Source organism: Streptomyces sp. RGM 3693 (assembly GCF_050471125.1).
Classification (GTDB): Bacteria; Actinomycetota; Actinomycetes; order Streptomycetales; family Streptomycetaceae; genus Streptomyces.
In genome coordinates, this window is the sequence record NZ_JBMPPQ010000001.1 from 2,206,270 (window position 1) to 2,228,377 (window position 22,108).

16 protein-coding genes are annotated in these 22,108 nt (G+C 73.2%); 6 read left to right on the forward strand and 10 right to left on the reverse strand.

The features are described 5' to 3' along the window. Positions 1 to 61: 61 nt before the first annotated feature. From ACO0M4_RS09375 to ACO0M4_RS09390, 4 genes are all read right to left on the reverse strand, one after another. A complete protein-coding gene (locus ACO0M4_RS09375; RefSeq protein ID WP_430369308.1) occupies positions 62 to 1,252 on the reverse strand; it encodes a hypothetical protein in 1,191 nt (396 codons plus the stop codon). Then, on the reverse strand, positions 1,249 to 2,643 hold the full coding sequence (locus tag ACO0M4_RS09380; RefSeq protein WP_430369309.1) for an MFS transporter: 1,395 nt from the start codon (positions 2,641 to 2,643) through the stop codon (positions 1,249 to 1,251). Before ACO0M4_RS09380 ends, ACO0M4_RS09375 begins: the two co-directional genes overlap by 4 nt. A gap of 103 nt (positions 2,644 to 2,746) precedes the next feature. Further along, a complete protein-coding gene (locus ACO0M4_RS09385; protein ID WP_430369310.1) occupies positions 2,747 to 3,769 on the reverse strand; it encodes a metallophosphoesterase family protein in 1,023 nt (340 codons plus the stop codon). 139 nt (positions 3,770 to 3,908) lie between these two features. Next, positions 3,909 to 4,238, reverse strand: a complete 330-nt coding sequence (locus tag ACO0M4_RS09390) for a DUF427 domain-containing protein (RefSeq protein ID WP_430371319.1) — start codon at positions 4,236 to 4,238, stop codon at positions 3,909 to 3,911. 364 nt (positions 4,239 to 4,602) lie between these two features. On the opposite strand from ACO0M4_RS09390, the gene ACO0M4_RS09395 reads away from it, so the two are divergent. Continuing rightward, complete coding sequence (locus tag ACO0M4_RS09395; protein WP_430369312.1) at positions 4,603 to 5,709, forward strand: serine hydrolase domain-containing protein; 1,107 nt, start codon at positions 4,603 to 4,605, stop codon at positions 5,707 to 5,709. 34 nt (positions 5,710 to 5,743) lie between these two features. On the opposite strand, the gene ACO0M4_RS09400 is transcribed toward ACO0M4_RS09395, so the two are convergent. The 4 genes from ACO0M4_RS09400 to ACO0M4_RS09415 form a co-directional block, all read right to left on the reverse strand. After that, a complete protein-coding gene (locus tag ACO0M4_RS09400; RefSeq protein ID WP_430371321.1) occupies positions 5,744 to 6,172 on the reverse strand; it encodes a thioesterase family protein in 429 nt (142 codons plus the stop codon). A 203-nt stretch (positions 6,173 to 6,375) separates the two neighbouring features. Beyond that, complete coding sequence (locus tag ACO0M4_RS09405; protein WP_430369313.1) at positions 6,376 to 7,383, reverse strand: 3-hydroxyacyl-CoA dehydrogenase NAD-binding domain-containing protein; 1,008 nt, start codon at positions 7,381 to 7,383, stop codon at positions 6,376 to 6,378. A 286-nt stretch (positions 7,384 to 7,669) separates the two neighbouring features. Next, on the reverse strand, positions 7,670 to 8,566 hold the full coding sequence (locus ACO0M4_RS09410) for a 3-keto-5-aminohexanoate cleavage protein (protein ID WP_430369314.1): 897 nt from the start codon (positions 8,564 to 8,566) through the stop codon (positions 7,670 to 7,672). 294 nt (positions 8,567 to 8,860) lie between these two features. Next, the gene (locus ACO0M4_RS09415; protein WP_430369315.1) at positions 8,861 to 9,754 is read right to left on the reverse strand and encodes a TetR family transcriptional regulator C-terminal domain-containing protein; all 894 of its coding nucleotides are present in this window, start codon (positions 9,752 to 9,754) and stop codon (positions 8,861 to 8,863) included. Between the two features lie 387 nt (positions 9,755 to 10,141). Here ACO0M4_RS09415 and ACO0M4_RS09420 point away from each other — a divergent pair, with 387 nt between their 5' ends. From ACO0M4_RS09420 to ACO0M4_RS09440, 5 genes are all read left to right on the forward strand, one after another. Beyond that, positions 10,142 to 12,205, forward strand: coding sequence for a SpoIIE family protein phosphatase (locus ACO0M4_RS09420; protein ID WP_430369317.1), 2,064 nt, complete (start codon positions 10,142 to 10,144; stop codon positions 12,203 to 12,205). A gap of 78 nt (positions 12,206 to 12,283) precedes the next feature. Then, the gene (locus tag ACO0M4_RS09425) at positions 12,284 to 13,666 is read left to right on the forward strand and encodes a glutamine synthetase (RefSeq protein ID WP_430369318.1); all 1,383 of its coding nucleotides are present in this window, start codon (positions 12,284 to 12,286) and stop codon (positions 13,664 to 13,666) included. 71 nt (positions 13,667 to 13,737) lie between these two features. Then, positions 13,738 to 14,883, forward strand: a complete 1,146-nt coding sequence (locus ACO0M4_RS09430; protein WP_430371322.1) for an amidohydrolase family protein — start codon at positions 13,738 to 13,740, stop codon at positions 14,881 to 14,883. A 124-nt stretch (positions 14,884 to 15,007) separates the two neighbouring features. Then, complete coding sequence (locus ACO0M4_RS09435; protein WP_430371323.1) at positions 15,008 to 16,249, forward strand: MFS transporter; 1,242 nt, start codon at positions 15,008 to 15,010, stop codon at positions 16,247 to 16,249. A 513-nt stretch (positions 16,250 to 16,762) separates the two neighbouring features. Further along, positions 16,763 to 18,160, forward strand: coding sequence for an NADP-dependent succinic semialdehyde dehydrogenase (locus tag ACO0M4_RS09440; RefSeq protein WP_430369320.1), 1,398 nt, complete (start codon positions 16,763 to 16,765; stop codon positions 18,158 to 18,160). 36 nt (positions 18,161 to 18,196) lie between these two features. On the opposite strand, the gene ACO0M4_RS09445 is transcribed toward ACO0M4_RS09440, so the two are convergent. Next, entirely contained in the window at positions 18,197 to 19,768 is a 1,572-nt protein-coding gene (locus ACO0M4_RS09445) for a caspase, EACC1-associated type (RefSeq protein ID WP_430369321.1), read from the reverse strand. A 128-nt stretch (positions 19,769 to 19,896) separates the two neighbouring features. Further along, on the reverse strand, positions 19,897 to 22,044 hold the full coding sequence (locus ACO0M4_RS09450) for a SpoIIE family protein phosphatase (protein WP_430369322.1): 2,148 nt from the start codon (positions 22,042 to 22,044) through the stop codon (positions 19,897 to 19,899). Positions 22,045 to 22,108 lie beyond the last annotated feature (64 nt).

Consider the following 22,108-nt stretch of genomic DNA (forward strand, 5'->3'; position numbering starts at 1 on the left):
GGAGACGGCCGGCGGCCCCGGAACCGGCGGCGGAGGGCCCACCGGCGGCCCACCGACGGCGTCAGGGGACCCGGACCGGGGAGGACGCGTCCGGCACCCGGAGGGACGGCGCCCCGCCGCCGTCCGCCGGGACGGTCCAGACGTCGCTCCGCCGCCCGTCCCCGCCGGGCAACGCGTACGCCAGGGTGCGGTCGTCCAGCCAGGCGGCCTGGTCGTCCACGCTGTGGGTCTCGGCGACCGGGTGCTCCCGCAGGGTCCGCAGGTCCAGGACGTACAGCCGCCACGGATCGGAGGCACCCGCCCGGACCCGCTTCTTGAAGGCGAGGCGGGTGTCGTCGGGCGACAGTGAGGGGCACTCCACGTTCTCGCGGACGGTGTGCGCCGCCCAGGTCCGCAGGTCGCCCTGGACCAGATACGTCTTCCCGTGGGTCGAGACGGTCGCGTAGAAGACGTTGTCGTCGCGGGCGAAGGTCACGCCCCAGTAGTTGACGTCGGGGGAGTGGTACCGGCGACCGTCGAGGGTGAGCGGGATCTCCTCGATGTTCTTGATGAGGTAACCGGAGCGGGTGTCCAGGATGGAGGTCCGGGTGGAGAACGACGTGGTCGCGTAGGAGTCGCCGGTGGCGAACATCGTCCAGGACAGCATCCGCCCGGAGGCCGAGACCCGGGCCCGGTTGGGGATGCCGGTGAGCGAGATCCGGCGCCGCTCGCGGAGCCGATCGTCCAGGACGACCGCGTACGACCGGGGCGGAATGCCGGGGCGCCGCTGGAGACAGAGACCGGTGCCGGCGGCTGCGTGGAAGCGCTCGCACACGGGCCCGCCGGTGGTGCGCCGGTCGTTCCCGGGCGCCGGGCCGCGTGTGCCTCCCCCGGGCGCCGGTGCGGGCAGACTGGCCACCCGGCCGGACCCCGCACCCGTGCTGCGGAAGTACAGCCGCCCGTGGTCGAGGCCGAAGGCCGAGGCGGTGTCGGTCGGTTGGGCGCGCCGGGCCGAGGCGAGGGTGTAGCCGACGGCGACGGCGGCCAGCAGTGCCCCCGCGGTCACGACGGCGAGGATCCGGGCCCGGCGGGGACGAGCGGAGCGGGGTGGGGGCTGGTGGGGCGAGGAGGGCTCGTGTGTCTCTTCCTCGTGCGCCTCGTGTTTCTCCTGTGCCTCGGGGGGCTCGGGGGATCCGTGTGGGGGTGAAGAGTGGTGGGGCGGGGTGGGGTGCGGGGGGTGGTCGGGGCGGTCCGCGGGACTCGGGCGGGTCATGGGCGCAACGGTCGCCTTTCGGGGTGGGGGGCTTCCGAGCCGGGGCGCTCCGGGGGTGGGCCGGTGTGATCCGGGTCTTGAGGGTCCAGGTCTTCCGAGGGTGGGGCGGGGCTCGGCTGCGGGGCGCCGGGGTGCCCGGGGCCGGCCGGGCCGCGATCCGCCCGGCCGGCGAGGAGGACCGTGGCGGCCGCCAGTGCCGCGGTCAGCGCGAGGGCGGCGGCGACCAGGGCCGGGCCGGTGCCCCACAGCGTCCAGGCGGCGCCGAAGCCCGCCGCGGCCAGCAACCGGCACAGCGCCTGACCCGTCTGGAGCAGCGCCATCCCGCTCGCCCGATGGGCGGCCGGCAACACCGGTCCGGCCAGCGCCATCAGCACCCCGTCGGTGGCCGCGTAGAAGACACCGAGCAGCAGCAGGACGCCCACCAGGAGCACCGGCCCCGCATCGGTGGCCAGGAAGAGCAGATAGCCACCGAGCAACGCCGCGTGCCCGCACAGGAACGGGACCCGGCGGCCGATCCGGTCCCCGAGGCGGCCGGCCGGCACGGCGAGCAGGAGGTAGACCGCTGCGGCGCCCAGCGGCAGCAGCGGGAACCAGCTCACCGCGAAGTCCAGCCGGCGCTGTAGCAGCAGGTACAGGAACGCGTCCCCGATGGTCGCGGCGCCCAGTAGCCCGGCCGCCGCGCAGATGCGTCGGAAGGTGGGATCGCGGAGCGGGGTGAGCAACCGCCCCTGGGAGCGGGGCACGGGCTGCGGCTCCTGGTGGTGGGCCGGCAGGGCGGCCCTCCCCGGGACGAAGGCGATGAGCAGCAGCACCCCGAGCAGCCCCACGCAGAAGCTGACCACGAACACCGCGTCGTACGCGTCGGCGGTGGCCCAGAGGAGCGCGAATGCGGCGAGCGGCCCTAGGAGGGCGCCGGTGGTGTCCATCGCCCGGTGGACGCCGAAGGCCCGGCCGAGCGCGTGCGGCGGCGCACTGAGCGAGATCAGGGCGTCGCGCGGGGCGGTGCGGACGCCCTTGCCGATGCGGTCGGCGGCGAGCGCCGCACCGATGCCCAGGGTGCCGCCGCCGGCGAGCAGTAGCCCCAGCCGGGAGAGCGCGGACAGGGCGTAACCGGCTCCGGCGACCAGCTTGTGCCGGCCACCGCGGTCGGCGGCGCGTCCGCCGAGCAGCCGGACGAGCGCGGTGACGCCGTTGTAGAGGCCGTCGAGGAAGCCGAACTGAAGGGGGGAGAGACCGAGTTGGAGGACGAAGTAGAGGGGCAGCACGGCGGTGACCATCTCGGAGGAGATGTCGGTGACCAGGCTGACCGCGCCGAGGGCCAGTACCGGCCCGCCGACGCGGCCTCGCGTCACCTTCGCCGTCGCGGCCGCGTCCGTGGTCGCGAGATACATCGATCAGACCTGGTGGGTGTAGGAGGGGAGGAGGGGACGATGGGGGAGGGGAGGACCTGGGTGACGGTGTGGTCCGGCGCTGCCCCTTGAGCCGGGTGGTCGGTCAGTGGCATTGGTAGGACGGGCTGCTGTCCTTCGTCTTGCCGTCCGTGCCGATCAGGTCCCAGGAGAAGCCGTTGTCGGTGAAGTTCAGCCGCACCACGCCGAAGGTGTCGGTGAGCCGCTTCTCGCTGTTGGGCTGGACCTCTTCGATCTTGTACGGGTGGGCGCCGCCCATTCCGCCGAGCAGTTCCACGATCCCGTTCTTGTCGGCCTTGCCGTCGGGGTCCTGAGGGGCGAACCGCTCGTAGTGGTGGTCGTGCCCGTTGAGGACCAACTCGGCCTTGGCGTCCTGGAGCAGCTTCCACACCGGTCGGCTGACCGGGTCGTTGCCGTGCTCGCCCGACGAGAAGAGTGGATGGTGCCAGTAGGCGGCCACGCACTTCTTGGCGGTGGCGGCCAGGTCGGCCTTCAGCCAGGCCAGTTCCGCGGAGTCCAGGGTGTTGGAGTCCAGCGCGATGAAGTGCCAGTTGTCCTGGTCGAAGCTGTAGTAGGGCTTGCCCTTGGGGTAGGCGATCGAGCCGAAGTACGCCTTGTAGCCCGCGAGGGCGCCGGCCGGGTCGTAGGTCTCGTGGTTGCCGGCGACCGGGTGCGTCTTGCCCTTGAAGGCGCCCCAGGTCTTGTCGTAGTAGTTCCTGAAGTCCTTCAGGCGGGCGTCGTCGTACTGGTTGTCGCCCATGGTCAACACGAACGCCGGGTTGATCTTCTTGACCAGCGCCGCGGTCTTGGCGTGCTCGCAGCCGCTGTCCTTCGCGGTGCACTGCTCGGCGATGTCGCCGGCAGCGACGGCCGTGAAACCGGCGGCGGGCGCACCCGGGACACGGTCCGGCGCGGCGTCCGCACGGCCGGGGGCGGACCACAGCGCCACGCCGCCGACGAGCGCGAGGGCCGCGCCCGCGGCGGCGGGGATGCCCCAACGGGGGCCGCCGGCCGCGGACTTCGGCCGCCCGACCGGCTTGTGCTGCTTGACCTTCTTGCGCTGCGCCGGTTTCCGTATCGGCTGCTCGGCGCGGGGGATGGACGTCATATCCGTCTCCTGGATCGGCATGGGGGAGCCGTCCCAAGGGATCCTGAAGGGACCACCATGTACGCGTCAAGAAGTCGACACGATAATTGTCAGGAAACTTTCCTAACGTTGCTTCGCGGTGTGGCAGCGACCGCCGCCACTACCCCAACTGCACCTCGTAGAAGCAGAGATGATCCTTGATCTCCGCGACCTCGGCATGCGGCTCGGGGTAGGCCCAGACGAGATCCTCAGGGCCCTGTTCGAACGACCAGTAGGAAGCGGTGCCCTTGAACGGGCAGACGGTATGGGTCGCGGACGGCGTCAGCAGATCGGTACGGACGTCCTCCGGCGGCAGGTAGTACCGCACCGGACAACCGGTCTCGAAGAGCAGCAGCGATCGCCGGCTCTCGGCGAGCACCTGCCCGTTCACCACGACCCGGACGTGCTCGGTGCCGTGCTTGATCTCAATACGGTGGCCTTGCGTGGACATAACCCTGATCTCCGTTCGTGAGTCGGATGGGTACACCCTCAGGGTCGCATCCGGGACGGGTTCAGGGAGATCCCTGAGGCCGGCGCGCCCCGCGATCGGCACAGTGTCAAACATGACGCCATACACGCCTTTCGATGCGACTTCCGAGACGACTTCCGACGCGACCTCCGAGACGACTTCCGAGATGAATTCCGAGACGGCCTCCCACGCGACTTCCCGCACGACATCCGTAACGACTTCCGGAACGGCAGCCACGTCTCCGGTCCCCGGTCCGGTCCCTTCCGTCGGCCCGACCCGCCTCTCCCGCAGAGCGGTCATCGGTGCGGCAGTGGTGGGTGCGGCGGCCCTCGCCACCGTCGGCCCGATGCGCCCCGCCGCCGCAGCGCCCCGGCCGACCTCACCGGTCCCACCCGCACCGCTCCCGCGGCTGGACGTCACGGCCCTGCGTGCCGCCCTCTCCGACCTAGCACACCCCGAGGCCACCGGCGCCCAGCTCCGGGTCACCGGCTCCGCGGGCCGTTGGTACGGCACCTCCGGCGTCGCCGACCGGGCGAGCGGCCGGCCCATCAGCGAGCACGACACCTTCCGCATCGGCAGCATCACCAAGGTGTTCGTCGCCACGGTGGTCCTCCAACTGGCCGCCGAACACCGGCTCGTGCTCGACGCGCCCGTGCAGCGCTACCTTCCCGGTCTCCTCCCGCCCGCGTTCCCGCCCATCAGCATCACCCAGCTGCTGAACCACACCAGCGGCCTGCCCGACGAGTCACGCGACGGCAGACCTGACCTGTCCACCCCCGAGGGCATCGCCCGCCACCGCTACGACAAGTGGACCCCGGAACAATTGGTATCCCTGATCTCGCACGGCCCGATGAAGTTCACCCCCGGCAGCAAGCAGGAGTACCGCGGGGTGAACTACGTCCTCCTCACCCTGCTCATCGAGCGCCTGACCGGTCGTCGCTACGGCGAGGTGATCGCCAGTCGCATCCTGGACCCGCTCGGCATGCGCCGGACCTCACTGCCCGGGAAGGGCCCCCGCATCCACGGCCCCCACGTGCACGGCTACATGAGAATGACCGACGGCAGCCTGCTCGACATCACCACTTACGAGCAGACATCCGCCTGGGGCGAGGGCGAGATGATATCGACCACCGGCGACCTGGACCGCTTCCAGACCGCCCTGTTCTCCGGCACGCTGCTGCCGCGGCCCGTCCTGGAGCACATGTTCACCCTGCCCGACGGCGTGCGCATGGTCGACGGCAGCCCGGCCCGCTACGGCGCCGGCCTGCAGACCGTCACGATGAACGGCATCACGCTGTGGGGCAAGACCGGCGAACGGTACGGCTACGCCTCCTTCATGATGGCCACCCGTGACCAGCAGCGCCGCGCGGTGCTCACCTTCAACCCGACGCACCGGGATGCCACCCAGGTCCAGATGACACTCCGGGTCGGCGAGGCGCTGACGAAGAGCTGAGCCGGACGGATCCGTACGTACCGCGCACCGACGGTCAGGTGCCGACCCGTCGGATCCCGTGACCGGCCCAGTTCGGGGCCGGTGTGGTGAGAGCGGCGAGACGGTCGTGGGTGGCGTCGGGGAAGGGGGCGGCGGACCCTTGGCGCTGGTCGATATGGAGGGTGAAGAGCTCCTCGGTGGCCACCGGAGTGCCGCTGGGAGCGCCGGCGGGATCGCAGCGGTACATCTCGTGGACCAGGCGGAGTTTCTTGGCGGCCACGCCCAGCACCGTGGTGCGGACGGCCAGTTGGCTGCCGCGGGGGACCTCGTCGAGGTAGCGGACGTGGGCCTCGACGGTGTAGAGGGAGCAGCCCGTGCGGGCCCGGTAGTCGGCGTCGAGACCACATGCGTCCATCAGGGCGTCGGTCGCGAAGCCGAAGACCAGGACGTAGTACGCCTCGCTGAGGTGGCCGTTGTAGTCGATCCAGCCTTCCTGGACGACCTGACGGAAGAGGGGGAGGGGTGGGGGCGGGGTGGGGAGGGGGGAGGGGCCCCCGGGGGGAGGCGAAGCCGGTGAGGCGGCGGCCGTGGTCGCCGCAGTCGCCGCAGTCGCCGCAGTCGCCGCAGTTGCCGCAGTTGCCGTAGTCGTCGTAGTCGCCGCAGATGGCGTGGGTGGTTGGGGTTTCATCAGGCAGGGCTCCCAGGGGTGTTGGGGCTCTGGTGGGGGTTGGGGTGGATGGTGTGGGGGAGGCGGCCGGTGGCGCGGAGGACGTTGATGACGCCCTGGTCGCGTTCGGCCACCAGGTCGGCGTAGGTGCGGTCCCCGGCGGCGGTCGCGCAGCCGTCGACCATGGCGTCGCGGAGTTCGCGGTCCAGTTCGGGGGCCTCCAGGCGGGTCCAGGGGGACTTCAGGGAGGGGCCGAAATGGTCGAGCATGTGGGCCATACCGCCCTCGCCGCCGGCCAGTGCGAAGGTCAGGCAGGGGCCCATGAACGCCCAGCGCAGGCCCGGGCCTTCGGTGATCGAGGCGTCGATGTCCTCGACCGTGGCCTCACCGTTGGCGACCATGTGCAGGGCCTCGCGCCACAGTGCCTCCTGGAGGCGGTTGGCGATGAAGCCGGGGAGTTCGCGGTCCATGGTGATGACCGACTTGCCGGCGAGGTCGTAGAAGCGGGACGCCCAGGTCACGGCCGCGGGGTCGGTGTGCGTACCGCCGACGACCTCGACGAGCGGGATCAGGTACGGCGGGTTGAAGGGGTGACCGACGACCAGGCGGGATGGGTCGGCCGCCGCGGTCTGCATGTCGGTCATCGGGTAGCCGGAGGTGGAGGAGGCGATGACTACGCCGGGGGGTGTGGCGGCGTCCAGTTCGGCGAGGAGTGAACGCTTCAACTCCAGCTTCTCCGGGGCGCTTTCCTGGACGAAGTCGGCGTCGGCGACGGCCTGGGCGAGGGTCGGGGCGACCGTCAGCCGGTCGGGGGAGGCGTCGTCGGCGAGACCCAGTTGTTCCAGGGCGGGCCAGGCGGCGGACACCAGGCGGTGGAGCTTGTCCGCGGCGTCGTCGGCGGGGTCCCAGGCGGTGACGTCGTAGCCGCGGGCGAGGAAGTGGGCGACCCAGCCGCCGCCTATGACGCCGGCGCCTATGCAGGCCACGCGGCGTGCGGCCTCGGGGGTGGTGGAGGGGGTGTAGGGCATGGGGTGCTGCCTCCTGGGGGCGGGAGTTCGGGGGACGGGACGTTGGGATACGGCACGTTGGGGGGACGTCTCGTCTCGTCGGCGCGTGGGCGTGGGCGTGGGGCGAAGACGCGACGGAGTGAGGGAGCGAGGGAGCGAGGGAGCGAGGGAGCGAGGGAGTGAGGGAGTGAGGGCGCGGGGGGCGAAGCGGCGAAGGCTTCGCCGCTGGGGTCCGCTCGGGTGTCAGTTCCGCACCCTCAGTTCCGCAACACCGTCGTCTCAACCCCGTCGCCGCAACCCCGTCGTCTCAAATCCGTGGCTTCAGGCCTAGCCGGGTGCGGGCCTGGGCCGGAGTGGCCACGGTCGCGCCGAGGAGTTCGGTGATCTGGACGGCGCGTTCGACGAGTTGGGCGTTGGTGGCCTTGACGCCGCGGCTGAGGTAGAGGTTGTCCTCCAGGCCGACGCGGACGTTGCCGCCGAGCAGGATCGACTGGGCGACCCAGGGCATCTGCATCCGGCCGAGCGCGAAACTGGCCCACTGGGCGCCCTCGGGCAGCATGTTCACCATCGACTGGAGTACTCCGGGATCGGCCGGGGCGCCCCACGGTATGCCCATGCAGAGCTGGAAGACGGTGGGGTCGTCCAGCAGCCCCTCGGCGAGCAGCTGCTTGGCGAACCACAGTTGACCGGTGTCGAAGATCTCCAGCTCGGGCCGGACGCCGAGTTCTTGGATCCGCTTGGCGCCGGCGCGCAGCATGTCGGGCGTGGAGACGTAGAGCGTGGAGCCGTCGCCGAAGTTGAGGGAGCCGCAGTCCAGTGTGCAGATATCGGGGAGCAGGTCCTCGACGTGCGGCAGCCGTTCCAGACCGCTGACCAGGTCGGTGCCGGGCAGCTGCGTGAGCGGGCGCTCCGGGTCGATGACCAGGTCGCCGCCCATGCCGGCGGTGAGGTTGATGATGACGTCGGTGCCGGTCTGCTTGATGCGGTCGACGACCTCGGCGTAGAGGCGGGGGTCGCGGGACGGGGCGCCGGTCTCGGGGTCGCGGACGTGGATGTGTACCACCGCGGCGCCCGCGGCGGCCGCTTCGACGGCGGACGTGGCGATCTGCTCGGGCGTCACGGGAACGTGCGGGGAGCGGCGGACGGTGTCACCGGCGCCGGTGAGGGCGCAGGTGATGATGACCTCGCTGGTGGGGGTGGTCATGGGATCCCTTCGGGTCGGGCGGGCGTGGGTGGCGGGGGAGGGCAGTCGTTCGGCAGGGGCCGGCAGCAGCCGGGGCGGCGTGCGGTGGGTCGGGACGTGGCTCTGGTCTTCCGGAGCGCCGGGGCACGGGGGCGCCGCAGCGCCGGGGCACGGGGGCACGGGGGCGCCGGGGCACGAGGTGGCACAGCGAACGCGGTGGCGCGGGCGCTTGGGGCTGTCCGGGGGCGGAGTCCCGCCCGCGTGCCGCGGTCGTCCGGGGAGGGGCGGCGGAGTCCCGCCCCTGTGCCGTGGTGGTCAGGGGCGGTTCGGGTCGGCGGCCGGGTCCGGCCGGTGTGCGTCGAGTTCGTTCTCGACGAACGCCAGCAGGGCGGAGTGCATGGTGTCCGGGGTGGTGCTGTCCGGGGCGGTGGCCAGGACCTGGGTGGCCAGGCCGTCGATGAGTGCGGTGAGCCGGAGGGCGGTGACGTCGGGCTCGACGGGGTGGAAGACGCCCTGGTCGATGCCGCGCCGGAGGACGTCGGCGACGGTGGTGCGCCACTGCCGGTAGTAGTGCTCGTGGAGGCGTCCCACGGCGGTGTCGCGGGCGGCCTGTGCCCACAGGTCGAGCCAGACCAGCCACTGTCGGCGCTGTTGCGCGGTACGCGGGGTCTGGAGGGCGATCAGGTGCAGGAGTTCGGCGCGGGCGTCGGGGGCGGCGGCCAGTCCGGCCGCGCGGCGTTCGGTGTCCTCGTCCATGCACCAGCGGACGGCGGCCTCCAGGAGTTCGTCGCGGCCGGGGAAGTGGTAGTGGACGGCGGCCGGGCTGGTGCCGCAGGCGGTGGCGATGTCGGCGACCCGTACGGCGTGGAAGCCGTGCTCGGCGATCAGGCGGACGGTCTCCCGGACGATCTGTAGTGGACGGCCACCCTCGGGGACCGTGGCCGGGCCGCGCTCGGGCGGTGCCGCGGGGCGTTCCGGGGCACCCAGCAGCCAGCCGGTGTCCACCCCGCCGATGTCGGCGATCCGGACGATCTCGGCGAGGGCGAAGCGTCGGGTGCCCCCCAGTGACCTGGAGAGTTTGGACGGGTCCATCACGATCCGGCGGGCGAACTCCCGATGGCTGCAGCCGAGCCGTGCGATCACCTGCCGGACGCGGTCGGTGACATGTCCGGTGTCGTCGGCGATCCGGTCCCCGGGGTCTTCGCTCATGGCCGGGGACGCTAACAGGGTGTTGAGAACATCGCAACGGCTGTCGGGGGCACGAGGGCGAGAAAGAGCTGTTCCTTATGCATGTGCGGGGTGGTGTTGAGGGGATACTGATGCGCGAGTCAGTGATGTGACGGGTGGGGTGGGGTGGGCCGTACGGAGGCGCGGGACAAGCCACGGCAGCGGAGTTCTACAAGTCACAACAGCCGAGCCCTACGAGCCGCAGCAGCGGAGCTGTGCGAGCCCCGGCAGCGGAGCCGCGCAAGCCGCAACGGTGGGGCCTGCGAGCCGCAGCAGTCGAGCACGGCAAACCGCCGCACCGGCGCTCGACAACCCACCACCCTTCCCCTGGACAAGCCGCAATAAGGGTGAATGTGGCAAAGTGACGGCATGGCTGACCGGGGAGCGAAGCGGCCCACCGTGTCGGTGCCGGACGACTGGCCCGCCCACCCGGACCTGACCCTGGCGCTCAACGGGATGGGCGGCTTCGACTGGGACCTCGACAGCGGGCTGATGCATCTGGATCCGCCCGCGCTGGAGGTTTTCGACCTCCGGCCGGCGGAGTACGACGACCGCCCGGAGAGTCTCGGCTGCCGGGTCCCGGGCTACGAGGCGGCCCGGCTCGACGCCCTGGTGGCCCGCGCGCTCAAGGACGGCAGCCACTCCTACGGGGCCTATTTCCGGATCCGGCTGCGGGATGGCGGCCTGCGCTGGACCCACGCCCAGGGCAGCATCCGCCGCGACCTCACCGGCCGGCCCCGCCGCATCATCGGTGTGTTCCGCGACGCCACGGACGAGTACGCCCAGGCCGCCGAGCGGATCGCGGTCACCGAGGAGCGCCGTCGGCACACCAGCATCGTCGAGCGCACCACCGCCGCCCTGGCGCACGCCCGCACGGTCGGCGAGGTGATCGGCGTGCTCGCCGACGAGCAGGGGCTGAGCCGACTGGGCGCCGAGAACGTCATCCTCGGCCTGGTCGAGGCCGGGCGGATCCGGCTGGTCTCCGAGGGCAAGGCGGGCAGCTTCGTCCCGGACCTGGAGTACACCCGGATCGGCGACGAGTTCCCGATGAGCGAGGTGGTGCGGACCCTGACCCCGCGGTTCGTCCACAGCCGGGAGCAGTTCCGCACCCACTACCCGCGCCTGTGGCCGGCCATCGAGCCGCTCAACGTCAGCTCCGCCGCGTATCTGCCGCTGATCGCGCAGGGGCGCCCGATCGGGGTGATCGGGCTGTTCTTCGAGCGCGAGAGCGACTTCCGCGACCCGGAACGCAACGTGCTGGTCGCGCTGGGCAGCAGCATCGCGCAGAGCCTGGCCCGGGCGATGCTCTTCGACCAGGAGCACGAGATCGCCGCCGGCCTTCAGCAGGCCATGCTGCCGCGCCGGATCCCCGGCTTCCCCGAGGCGCAGATCGCGGTCCGCTACCGCTCCGCCCGTATGGGCCGGGACATCGGCGGCGACTGGTACGACGTGATCCCGCTGCCGGACGGCCGGGTCGCCGCGGTGATCGGCGACGTCCAGGGCCACGACACCCAGGCCGCCGCGCTCATGGGGCAACTGCGGATCGTGCTGCGCGCCTACGCCGCGGAGGGGCACGCGCCGGCCACCGTGATGGCCCGGGCCTCCGCGTTCCTCAACGAACTCGACACCGACCGCTTCGCCACCTGCACCTACGTCGACGCCGACCTGAGCACCGGCGCCGCCCGGTTCGTCCGGGCCGGCCACCTCGACCCGATGGTGCGGCACGCCGAGGGCATCTGCCGCCGGCTCCCGGTGGCCGGTGGGCTGCCGCTGGGCATCTCGTCCGAATTCCGACTGCTGGACTACCCGGTCACCACCGTCCACCTCGCCCCCGGCGACACCCTGGTGCTGTGCACGGACGGACTGGTCGAGGAGCCCGGCGCCGATCTGGACGAAGGAATGCGGCAGTTGGCGCGGGATGTCCGGGACGGCCCGCAGGACGTCCAGCAACTCGCCGACCGGCTCTGCGAGTCGGCGGACGACCGGCCGGGCGAGGACGACATGGCGCTGCTCCTGCTGCGTCGCCTCGGCGCGCCCGAGCACGACACGGTGGGCCGCTTCCGGCAGCACATCACCCCCGCCGACCCCGAGGCACTCTCCGCCGCCCGCCACATGATCCGGGCCGCGGTCCGCGCCTGGGGCGCCCGCGAGCGCTCCGACGAGATCGAGCTGATCGCCGACGAGCTGATCACCAATGCCCTGCTGCACACCGACGGTGAGGCCGTCGTCAACATCCGGATGCCGCACGGCGCCGAACGGCGGCTGCGGCTGGAGGTCGAGGACGGGTCCAGCAGCCTGCCGCGCCGCCGGGAACCGGGCGAGGCCGGGGTCTCCGGCCGCGGCCTGCTCCTCGTCGATCGACTGGCGGACGTCTGGGGAGTGGAACCGCGCGGCGGTGGAAAGTGCGTATGGTGCGAGTTCAACTGCCCCTGACCGGGAGGCGCTGGCCGATCCGGGCACTCAGTGGGAACGGGCGCCGAGGGATCGGCACGGCCACGTAAGGACTGTTCTATGGGATCGCGGGCGGAAGAGCGCGAGAGCGCCCGCCAGTTGGCGGCGCACCTCGACGCGGAGGGTGTCGGCAATGTGGCGCTGACCTGGGTGGACAATGCGGGCATCACCCGGGTCAAGTCGATTCCGGCAGCGCGGCTGGCGGACGTCGCGGAACGTGGCGTCGGGATGTCGCCGGTCTTCGACGTCTTCACCTCCGACGACGCCGTCACCGCCTCCGATCACCTCGGTGGCCCCGATGGTGATCTGCGGCTCTTCCCCGACCTGGACCGGCTCACCACCCTCGCCGCGCAGCCCGGCTGGGCCTGGGCGCCGGTCGACCGCTACGACCAGTTGGGACAGCCGCACCCCGCCTGCCAGCGGCTGTTCGCCCGCCGGATGGCCGACCGGGCCGCCGCCGCCGGTCTCGACCTGCGGATGGGCTTCGAGACGGAGTGGGTGGTCACCCGCGCCCCCAAGGGGCCCGCCGACGCCGAACTGCTCGACTACCCCTGCACCGGCCCCGCCTACGGCATGACCCGGGTCGTCGAGCTGTCCGACTACCTCCGGGACGTCACCGAAGCCCTCACCGTCCAGGGCGTCCAGGTCCTCCAGCTCCACCCCGAGTACGCGCCCGGCCAGTTCGAGGTCAGCACCGTCCCCGGCGACCCGGTGCGCGCCGCCGACGACGTCGTCCTGGTCCGCGAGACGATCCGCGCGGTCTCCGCCAGGCACGGGCTGCGCACCACCTTCGCGCCGTCCGTCGTGGCCGGCGAGGTCGGCAACGGCTGCCACCTCCACCTCAGCCTCCACCGCGAGGGGACGAGCCTGCACCGGGCCGCCGGCGCCGACTGGGGCCTGGCGCCCGACGCGGTGGCGTTCCTCGCCGGCGTCCTGGACGCGCTGCCCGCCCTGCTCGCCATCGGCTGTCCCTCGCCCGCCAGTTACCTGCGGCTCCAGCCCTCCCACTGGGCCGGGGTCTACCAGTGCTGGGGCGTGGAGAACCGCGAGGCCGCGCTCCGGCTGGTCGCCGGCGCCCCCGACGACCCCGACGGCGGCAATGCGGAGGTCAAGCCCTTCGACGCCACCGCCAACCCCTATCTCGTGGTTGGCACGGTGATCGCCGCCGGGCTGCACGGCATCGACACCGCGGCCCCCCTGCCCGCCCCGCAGATCGGCGACCCGGGCGTCCTCGGGGTCCGCGAGCGCGCCCGGCGGGGCATCGTCCGGCTGCCCGCCACGCTCACCGAGGCCGCCGACCGGTTCGAGAAGTCGACGCTGCTGCGGGAGGCGCTCGGCGAGGTGCTGCACGGTGCGGTGCTCGCGGTCCGGCGGGCCGAGGAGGCCCACTTCGCGGAGCGCGAACCGGAGGAGATCGCCGCGGCCACCCGCTGGCGCTGGTGAGGGCCGCGGACGCCCCGGGGCGGGGTACCCCCGAGGTGCTGCCGTCGGCGCACGCCGCCGGCTCCGAGGTGTTGGACGGACTGCCGCCGCTGGTGGACCACCACTGCCACGGGGTGATCCGGCACGAACTGGACCCCGGGACGTTCGCCGCGTTCCTCACCGAATCGGACCGGCCGCCCGCGGCGGGCACCACCTTCTTCGACACCCAGACCGGGTTCGCGGTCCGCCGCTGGTGTCCGCCGCTGCTCGACCTGCCCGCGCACTGCCCGCCCGAGCACTATCTGGCCCGCCGCCGCGAACTGGGCCCGGACGAGACCCGGCGGCGGCTGCTGACCGCCACCGGGATCGGCGTCTACCTCGTCGACACTGGGCTGCCCGGCGACCTGACCGGGCCGGCCGAGACGGCCGGTGCGGGCGGCGGCACCGGACGCGAGGTGGTGCGGCTGGAAGCCCTGGCCGAGCGGACCGCGGCCGGCCACCGCGGGGCCGGCACGGCGGACGCCGCCGAGGAGTTCGCCGGTGACCTCGCCCGCGCCGTGCGGGCCGCGGCGGACACCGCGGTCGCGTTCAAGTCGGCGGTCGCCTACCGGCACGGCCTCGCCCTGGACCCCGCGCCGCCCAGCCCGGACGCGGTGCGCACGGCGGCCCGCGACTGGCTCGCCGCGGGCGCGCCCCGGCTCACCGACCCGGTCCTGCTGCGCCACCTCGTGTGGCTCGCCGTCGCCACCGGCCGCCCGCTCCAACTGCACACCGGCTTCGGCGATTCCGATCTGCGGCTGGATCACGCCGATCCGGCACTGCTCACCGACCTCGTCCGGGCCACCGCGGACACCGGCACCGACCTGGTGCTGCTGCACTGCTACCCGTACCACCGGCAGGCCGCCTACCTGGCCGGGGTCTTCCCGCACGTCTACGCCGACGTCGGGCTGGCCCTCACTCACGTCGGCCCGCGGGCCACCGCGGTGCTCGCCGAATTCCTGGAACTGGCGCCGTTCGGCAAGCTGTTGTTCTCCACCGACGCCTACGGCCTGCCGGAGTTGTACGCGGTGGGCAGCGCACTGTTCCGGTCGGCGCTGGGGGAGGTGCTGGGCGGCTGGACGGCGTCCGGGGCCTGGTCTGCGGCGGACGCCCGGCGGGTCGCGGCGATGATCGCGGCGGGCACCGCGCGCCGGGTGTACGGGCTGCCGGACGACGGTCCGACGGGGGTCGAGAGGTAAGGGGCAGTCGGCTCATTCACCTATTCCGCAGCGGCCGGGTGGCGTGGTTAACTGCTGCGTGCCACGTACAACGACCTCTGACGCGCCGGCCGATGACCAGGCCGGAAACGGCGAAAAGCCCCGAATATCGAGGCGCGGGCGGATCTTCGCCGACCTGACCCCGCTGCGCACCTCGCCGGACTACCGCCGCCTGTGGTGCGGCAACACCGTCTCCTGGATGGGCCAGCAGATGACCGCGCTGGCGGTCTCCCTCCAGGTCTACGCGCTCACCCGCTCCACCTTCTCCGTCGGCCTGGTGGGCCTGTGCTCCCTCGTCCCGCTGGTCGTCTTCGGGCTCTACGGCGGCGCCATTGCCGACACCGTCGACCGCCGCAAGCTGGGCCTCTACAGTGCCGCCGGCGCCACCACGATGTCCGTCACGCTGGCCGTCGCGGCACTGGCCGGCTACCACCGGGTCTGGCTGCTCTACACCGTCGTCGCCCTACAGGCCGTCTGCTTCGCGATGAACTCCCCGGCCCGCTCGTCGATGATCCCCCGCCTGCTGCCCACCGAGCAGCTACCGGCCGCCAACGCCCTCCAGTCGCTCACCTCCAACCTCGGCCTGATGGGCGGGCCGATGCTGGGCGGCGTGATCGTCGGCCTGTGGGGCTACCAGGCGGCGTACCTCATCGACGTGGTGGCCTTCAGTGCCTCGCTCTACGCGATGTGGCGCCTGCCCGCCATGCGGCCCGAGCAGAGCGAAGGGCGGGCCCGCCGCGCCTCGGTCCTGGACGGCCTGCGGTTCCTCGCCACTCGCCCCAACCTGCGGATGACGTTCTTCTCCGACCTTGCGGCGATGGTGCTGGCCCAGCCCCGCGCGCTGTTCCCCGCGGTCGCCGCGCTCTGGTTCGGCGGCGACGCCAAGACCGTCGGCCTGCTGGTCGCCGCCCCCGCGGTCGGCGCCGTCCTGGGCGGCCTGTTCTCCGGCTGGCTCGGCGGCATCCGCCGGCACGGCCTGGCCATTCTGGTCGCGGTGGCGGCCTGGGGAGCCGCCGTCGCCGCGTTCGGGCTCTCCCGGCACCTGTGGCTGGGCCTGTTCTTCCTGGCCGTCGCGGGCTGTGCGGACACCGTCTCCATGGTGTTCCGCAGCACCATGCTCCAGGCCGCCACCCCGGACGAGATGCGCGGCCGCCTCCAGGGCGTCTTCATCGTGGTGGTCGCCGGCGGCCCCCGGCTGGGCGACTTCCTCGCCGGTTCCGCGGCCGACCTGACCTCGCCGGCCACCGCAGTGGTCGCCGGCGGCCTGGCCTGCCTCCTGGTCGTCACCGCGCTGGGGCTGGGCCGCCGCGCCTTCGCCCGGTACGACGCCCGGGACCCGCAGCCGTGACGGGTGGGCGCCGGGCCGGCCGGTGAGAGGAGACCGGGCCGGCCCGGCGCCGGAATCCGCCGTGCGTCCGGGCCATGGACGGGCGAGACTCGGGTACGGGGGCTCATAAGCCACCAGTCGTCTCATCCCGGAGGCCCGCCGTGCAGCGGCAACCGCTCGTCCGCCGTGACCGCACACCCGATTGCGACCGCCAGCCCCCGCCGGTCCCCCCGGATCCCGGCGGCCCCCCGCCCGGTCCCGTTCCGGAGCCCCCGCCTAGCCCCATACCGGAGCCGCCCCCCGGCCCCGTGCCGCCCGAGCCGTTGCCCGGGCCGCCCACCCCGCCGGCGCCGCCGGAACCGATTCCGCCGGAGCCCGTACCGGTGCCCCGTCCGCCCGGACCCGACCCCGACCCGGTCCCGGAGCCGTCCCCGGCTCCCCGGCCGCTCACCCAGGCGCCACCCGGACCTCCCTAGCGCTCGGCCCCGGCGTCCCGCCCCTGCCACCGCACCACACCGCAAGGAGGTGCCGAACATGGCCATCGCCACGGTCAACCCGGCCACCGGCGAGACCCTCAAGACCTTCGCCGCGCTCAACGCGGGCGAGATCGAGGACCGCTTGGTCCGCGCCGACCGGGCCTTCCAGGAGCACCGCAGCACGTCCTTCGCCCGCCGCGCCGAACTCCTGCACCGCGCCGCCGACCTGCTCGAAGCCGACCGGGACGGCGTCGCCCGCACCATCACCACCGAAATGGGCAAACCGCTGGCCCAGGCCCGCGCCGAGGCCGCCAAATGCGTCAAGGCGATGCGCTGGTACGCCGACCACGCCGAGGCGCTCCTCGCCGACGAGCGGCCCGACCCCGCCGACGTCCACGACTCCGGTGCGGCCCGCGCGGTGGTGCGCTACCGCCCGATCGGCACCGTCCTCGCGGTGATGCCCTGGAACTTCCCGCTCTGGCAGGTCGTCCGGTTCGCCGCGCCCGCCCTGATGGCCGGCAACACCGGACTGCTCAAACACGCCTCCAACGTCCCGCAGACCGCGCTCTACCTGGAGGAGCTGTTCCGCCGCGCCGGCTACCCCGACGGTTGCTTCCAGACCCTGCTGATCGGCTCCGGCGCCGTCGAGGAGGTGCTGCGCGACCCACGGATCGCCGCCGCCACCCTCACCGGCAGCGAACCCGCCGGCCGCGCGGTCGCCGCCGCCGCCGGCGACGAGATCAAGAAGACCGTCCTGGAACTCGGCGGCAGCGACCCCTACGTCGTCCTCCCCTCTGCCGACCTCGACAAGGCCGCCCGGGTCGCCGTCACCGCCCGCGTCCAGAACAACGGTCAGTCCTGCATCGCCGCCAAGCGGTTCATCGTCCACACCGACGTCCACGACGCCTTCGCCGAACGGTTCACCGCGGGCATGGCCGCGCTGACCGTCGGCGACCCGATGGACGAGGCCACCGACGTCGGACCGCTCTCCAGCGAACAGGGCCGCTCCGACCTGGAGGAACTCGTCGACGACGCGGTCCACCAGGGTGCCCGGGCACTGTGCGGCGGCCGCCGCCCGCCCGAGCGCCACGCCGGGTGGTTCTACGAGCCCACCGTGCTCGCCGGCATCACCCCGAGCATGCGGATCCACCACGAGGAGGCGTTCGGCCCGGTCGCCACGCTGTACCGCGTCGCCGACCTGGACGAGGCGATCACGCTCGCCAACGACACACCGTTCGGCCTCAGCTCCAACGCCTGGACCCGGGACGCCGACGAACAGCGGCGCCTGGCCCGGGACCTCCAGGCCGGCGGGGTGTACTTCAACGGCATGACCGCCTCCCACCCCGGCCTCCCGTTCGGCGGCGCCAAACGCTCCGGCTACGGCCGGGAGCTCTCCGGCCACGGCATGCGCGAGTTCTGCAACATGACGACGTTGTGGTATGGGCCGGAGGACTGAGCCGATGGGCCCGACCCGGTGGTGCCGCCCGCCGGGTCAGGGCGCCGCCCACAAGGTGAGGGACAGGTGGAAGGTGGGGTTGTCCGCGGTGGCGCCGCTGCTGCCGTCCGCCGTGTCCACCGCGGTGAAGGTCACCTTCGCCACCTGGTTCCGTCCCGTCACCACGCACCACACCGTCCCGGCGGGGATCTTCCCGGCGTTGGTGTACGTGCCCAGCGGACTGGCCTCGGCGGCCGCGCGACAGGCCGCGGCGGTGTTGGTACGGGCGTCGGCGGTGCCCGCCCGGACCGGGCTGCCGTAGCGGCTGCTGACCGTGATGACCGCCTGGGCGCCGTTCATGCCGTTCTGGCAGCCGATGTAGTCGAGGTCGGTGACGGACGTGTCCATCACGCCGGCGGTGACCGCGGGCGTGTCGAGGTCCAGTGCCTGGAAGACGCTGCCCAGGCAACTCGCTGCGCGCCAGACCAACGTCCGGTCGCGGTAGACCACCCTGGCCGTGTCCGTGGGGCCGCTGGCCCCCGGACCGGGTGCGCTGGCGGAACCCGGGGGAGCGCCGCCGGGGGTGGGCCCGGCCGTAGGGCCGGAACCGCCCGGAGTCGTTCGGCCGCCCGCCGCGGAACCGTCCGGGGAGCGGCCAGCGTTCCCGCCGTCGCCCGAGAACACCCCCCGGACCAGCGGTGACACCAGGAGCAGGGCCACGACACCGCCCACCGCCGCCGCGACCAGCACCGGTCGGCGGCGCGCGGACCGCGGCGGCGGGACGGGCGCGCCGAGGTCGTAAGGCGGCGGGCCAACGGGCGGTGGGGTGCGGGGCGGCGGGGGCGGCACCGGGCCCGCGGTGCGGGGCGTACCCGCCGTACCCGGCACCCCCGACGGCCCCCGCAGCAGCACCAACGACCCCGCCGCCCCGGCCGACCGGCGCTGCGGCCGCGGCAGCCCCCGGGCGTGCAGCGCCCGGTCGACCTGGCCGTGCACCTCGTCGAGGGTGAGCGGGACCGGGGCGGCCAGCGCGTCCAGCAGCGCACCGGTGAAGGCGGTGTACGCCTCTCCGGCGGGCGCGTGGGCCGGGGCGGTGCGCGTGGTGGACGTCAGGGTGTAGGTGCCGGCCAGGTCGAGCTGACCGACGGCCAGGCCGGCCGGCTCGGCCATCGCGGAGACCGCCCGGCCCGAGAAGCAGCAGTCCACGACCAGCACCCGGGCCTTCGCCCGGGCCTCGCCGACGTGCCGTTTCACCAGCTCGATCGGGACGGCGGAGAAGCCCACCTGGTCGAGGTCGGTGTGCACCAGCCCCAGGTGCAGCAGCCCGGTGTCGTCCAGGATGCCGTGCCCCGCGTAGTAGACCAGCAGGAGTTCCTCGGCCTCCCGCACCGCCCAGGCCAGCGCCGCGCCGACCGCCGACTGGTCGGTGGGGTCGGCCACCACCCGACAGTGCTCCGGGGCCAACAGCCCCTGCACCGGGTGCGTCAGGGCCGCCCACAGCCCCTGGAGGTTGGCCGTGACCGACGGGATGCCCGGCAGGTCCGGGCTGGTGAAGCGGCCGGTCCCGATCAGTACGGCGCGACTGCCGGGCCCGTACGGGAACCACCGGCCGACGGGTCTGCCACTCATCGATGCCCTCCCCCTGCATGACGAACGGTCGTCGCCATCCTGGCACGATCATCCCGGCCGTAGGGCCGGTTCCGCCGGCCGGGCCCGGGCCATCCGCATCACCCATCTCCCGGGCCGCATAAGGGAGTTCAGACTCCGTCACCGGTCGGGCCGTCCGGCACCACGAACTCGCACCACAGGGCCTTGCCCGACCCCCGCGGCTCGGCACCCCAGCAGTCGGCCAGCGCCTCCACCAGCAGCAGTCCCCGCCCGGAGGTCGCCGTCTCGCCGGGCCGCCGGCGCCGCGGCCACTGACTGGACCGGTCCTCGACCTCAAGCCGGATCCGGCACGGGGAACCGGGCAGCAGCTCCACCGAGACCAGGGCGCCGCTCTCGGTGTGGGTGAGCGCGTTGGCGATCAGCTCCGAGGCGGCCACCTCCACGTTGTGGGTGACCGCACCCGCCCGCCACTGGTCCAGCGTCCGGCGCAACGCCGAGCGGACCTCCGCGGTGCCCGCCGGGTCGGCCTGGTGGACGTGCAGCCGCAGCCGCGGTGTGGCGGCCTCCCCGGGGATCACGTTCCGGTGCAGCAGCAGGAGCGCCATGTCGTCGTCCGAACCGGGCTGGGCCCACAGGTGGTCGGCGAGCCGGTCGGCCAGCGCGTCCAGTGCGGCGGGCCCGGTGCGGACCGCGGCGGAGAGCGCGTCGATCCCGGCCGAGATGTCCTGGCCGGGCTGCTCGACCAGCCCGTCGGTGCACAGCAGCAGCGTCGACCCCGGCTCCAGGAACAGCTGGGTCTCCGGGAAGTGGTCCTGCCCGAAGGCGGTGGCCAGGCCCAGCGGCAGCCCGCCGCTGATCTCCGGCCAGTCGATGTGCCGGGAGGTGTTGCAGATCAGCGGGCCCAGATGGCCGGCCCGCGCGATGTGCAGCGCTCCGGACTCCAGGTCGGCCTGGATGTAGGTGCAGGTCGCGAACCGCTCGGTCTCCAGCTCCGCCAGGAAGCGGGAGGCCCGCACCAGCACCGTCTCCGGTGCGTGGCCCTCGCTGGCGTAGGCGCGCAGCGCGATCCGCAACTGGCCCATCACCGCCGCGGCGTGCGTGTCGTGTCCCTGGACGTCGCCGACCACCAGCCCGGTGCGGCCCTGCGGCAGCGCGATCACGTCGTACCAGTCGCCGCCGACGTCCCGGCCGACGCTCGCTGGGTGGTAGCGGACGGTGACCTCGCCGCTGGCGATCGGTGGCAGCCGGCGCGGCAGCATCGCTGCCTGTAGCCCGGTCGCGAACTCCCGCTCCTGATCGAAGAGGGTGGCCCGCTGCAAGGACTGCGCCACCACGCCGGCCAGCGCCAGCGCCAGGTTGCGGGCCTCCGGCGACTGCACCGCCGGCTCGTGGTTGAACAGCCCCAGCGCCCCGAGGACGGTGTCCTGTGCGATCAGCGGCAGGAAGGCGGCACTTCCGGTCGGCAGTACGTCGACGGAGGGGCGCAGCCGCGGATAGCGGGCGACCAGCTCACCGCGGGTGCTCAGGAAGCTGGGTCGCCGGGAGCGCACCGCGTCGGACAGCGGGAGGGTGTCGTCCAGCCGCGAGTTCATCATGTCGGTGGGCACCTCGCCGTCCAGCCCGGCGGTGGCGATCACCTCGAACCGGTCGTTCTCGACCAGGCCCAGCACCAGCGCGTCCGCGCCGAACCGGCGGGCGCCGCCGGTGCCGGTCAGCACCCGCGTCACGTCCTTCACCGACATCGCGCGGGCCAGCGCCGCGGTGGTCTGCTGCACCATCACCGTCTGCCGCTGCCGCTCCTGCTGGAGCGAGCGCAGCAGCGCGGAGTCGGCGAGTTCGCTGGTCGCCTCCCGGACGATGCCGATGATCCGGTACGCCACGCCCTCCGTGTCGTGCAGGATCCGTCCCTGGGAGTGGGTCCAGCGCCGGGTCCCGTCGCGGCACTGGATCCGGAAGTACGCGCCGTAGGAGGAGTTGCCGTCCTGGAGGGCCTGGGAGAGTGCCGCGTCCAGCCGCAGGCCCTCCTCCGGGGGCACCCGGGCGATCAGGGACATCGGCGCGCCGTCGTACTCGCCGGGGCGCAGGTCGAAGACCTCCATGGCGCCGGGGTCCAGGTCCATGAACCCGCTGTCCAGGTCCCAGTCGAAGGTGCCCATCCGGTTCAGCGACAGCCGCTCACGCAGGCCGATCGGCTCGTGGTGGGACACCCCGGGTGCCGCCTCCTGGACCCGGGGCGCGGCCCGGTCGGTGCGGGGGTCGTAGCCCTCCGCGGAGGGGTCGGGGGGCCGCTCGGCCATGCGAACACCTTAGGCGGGGCCCACGTGGCCCGCATTCCCGGCGGCCAGGACGGCGGCCGTGACG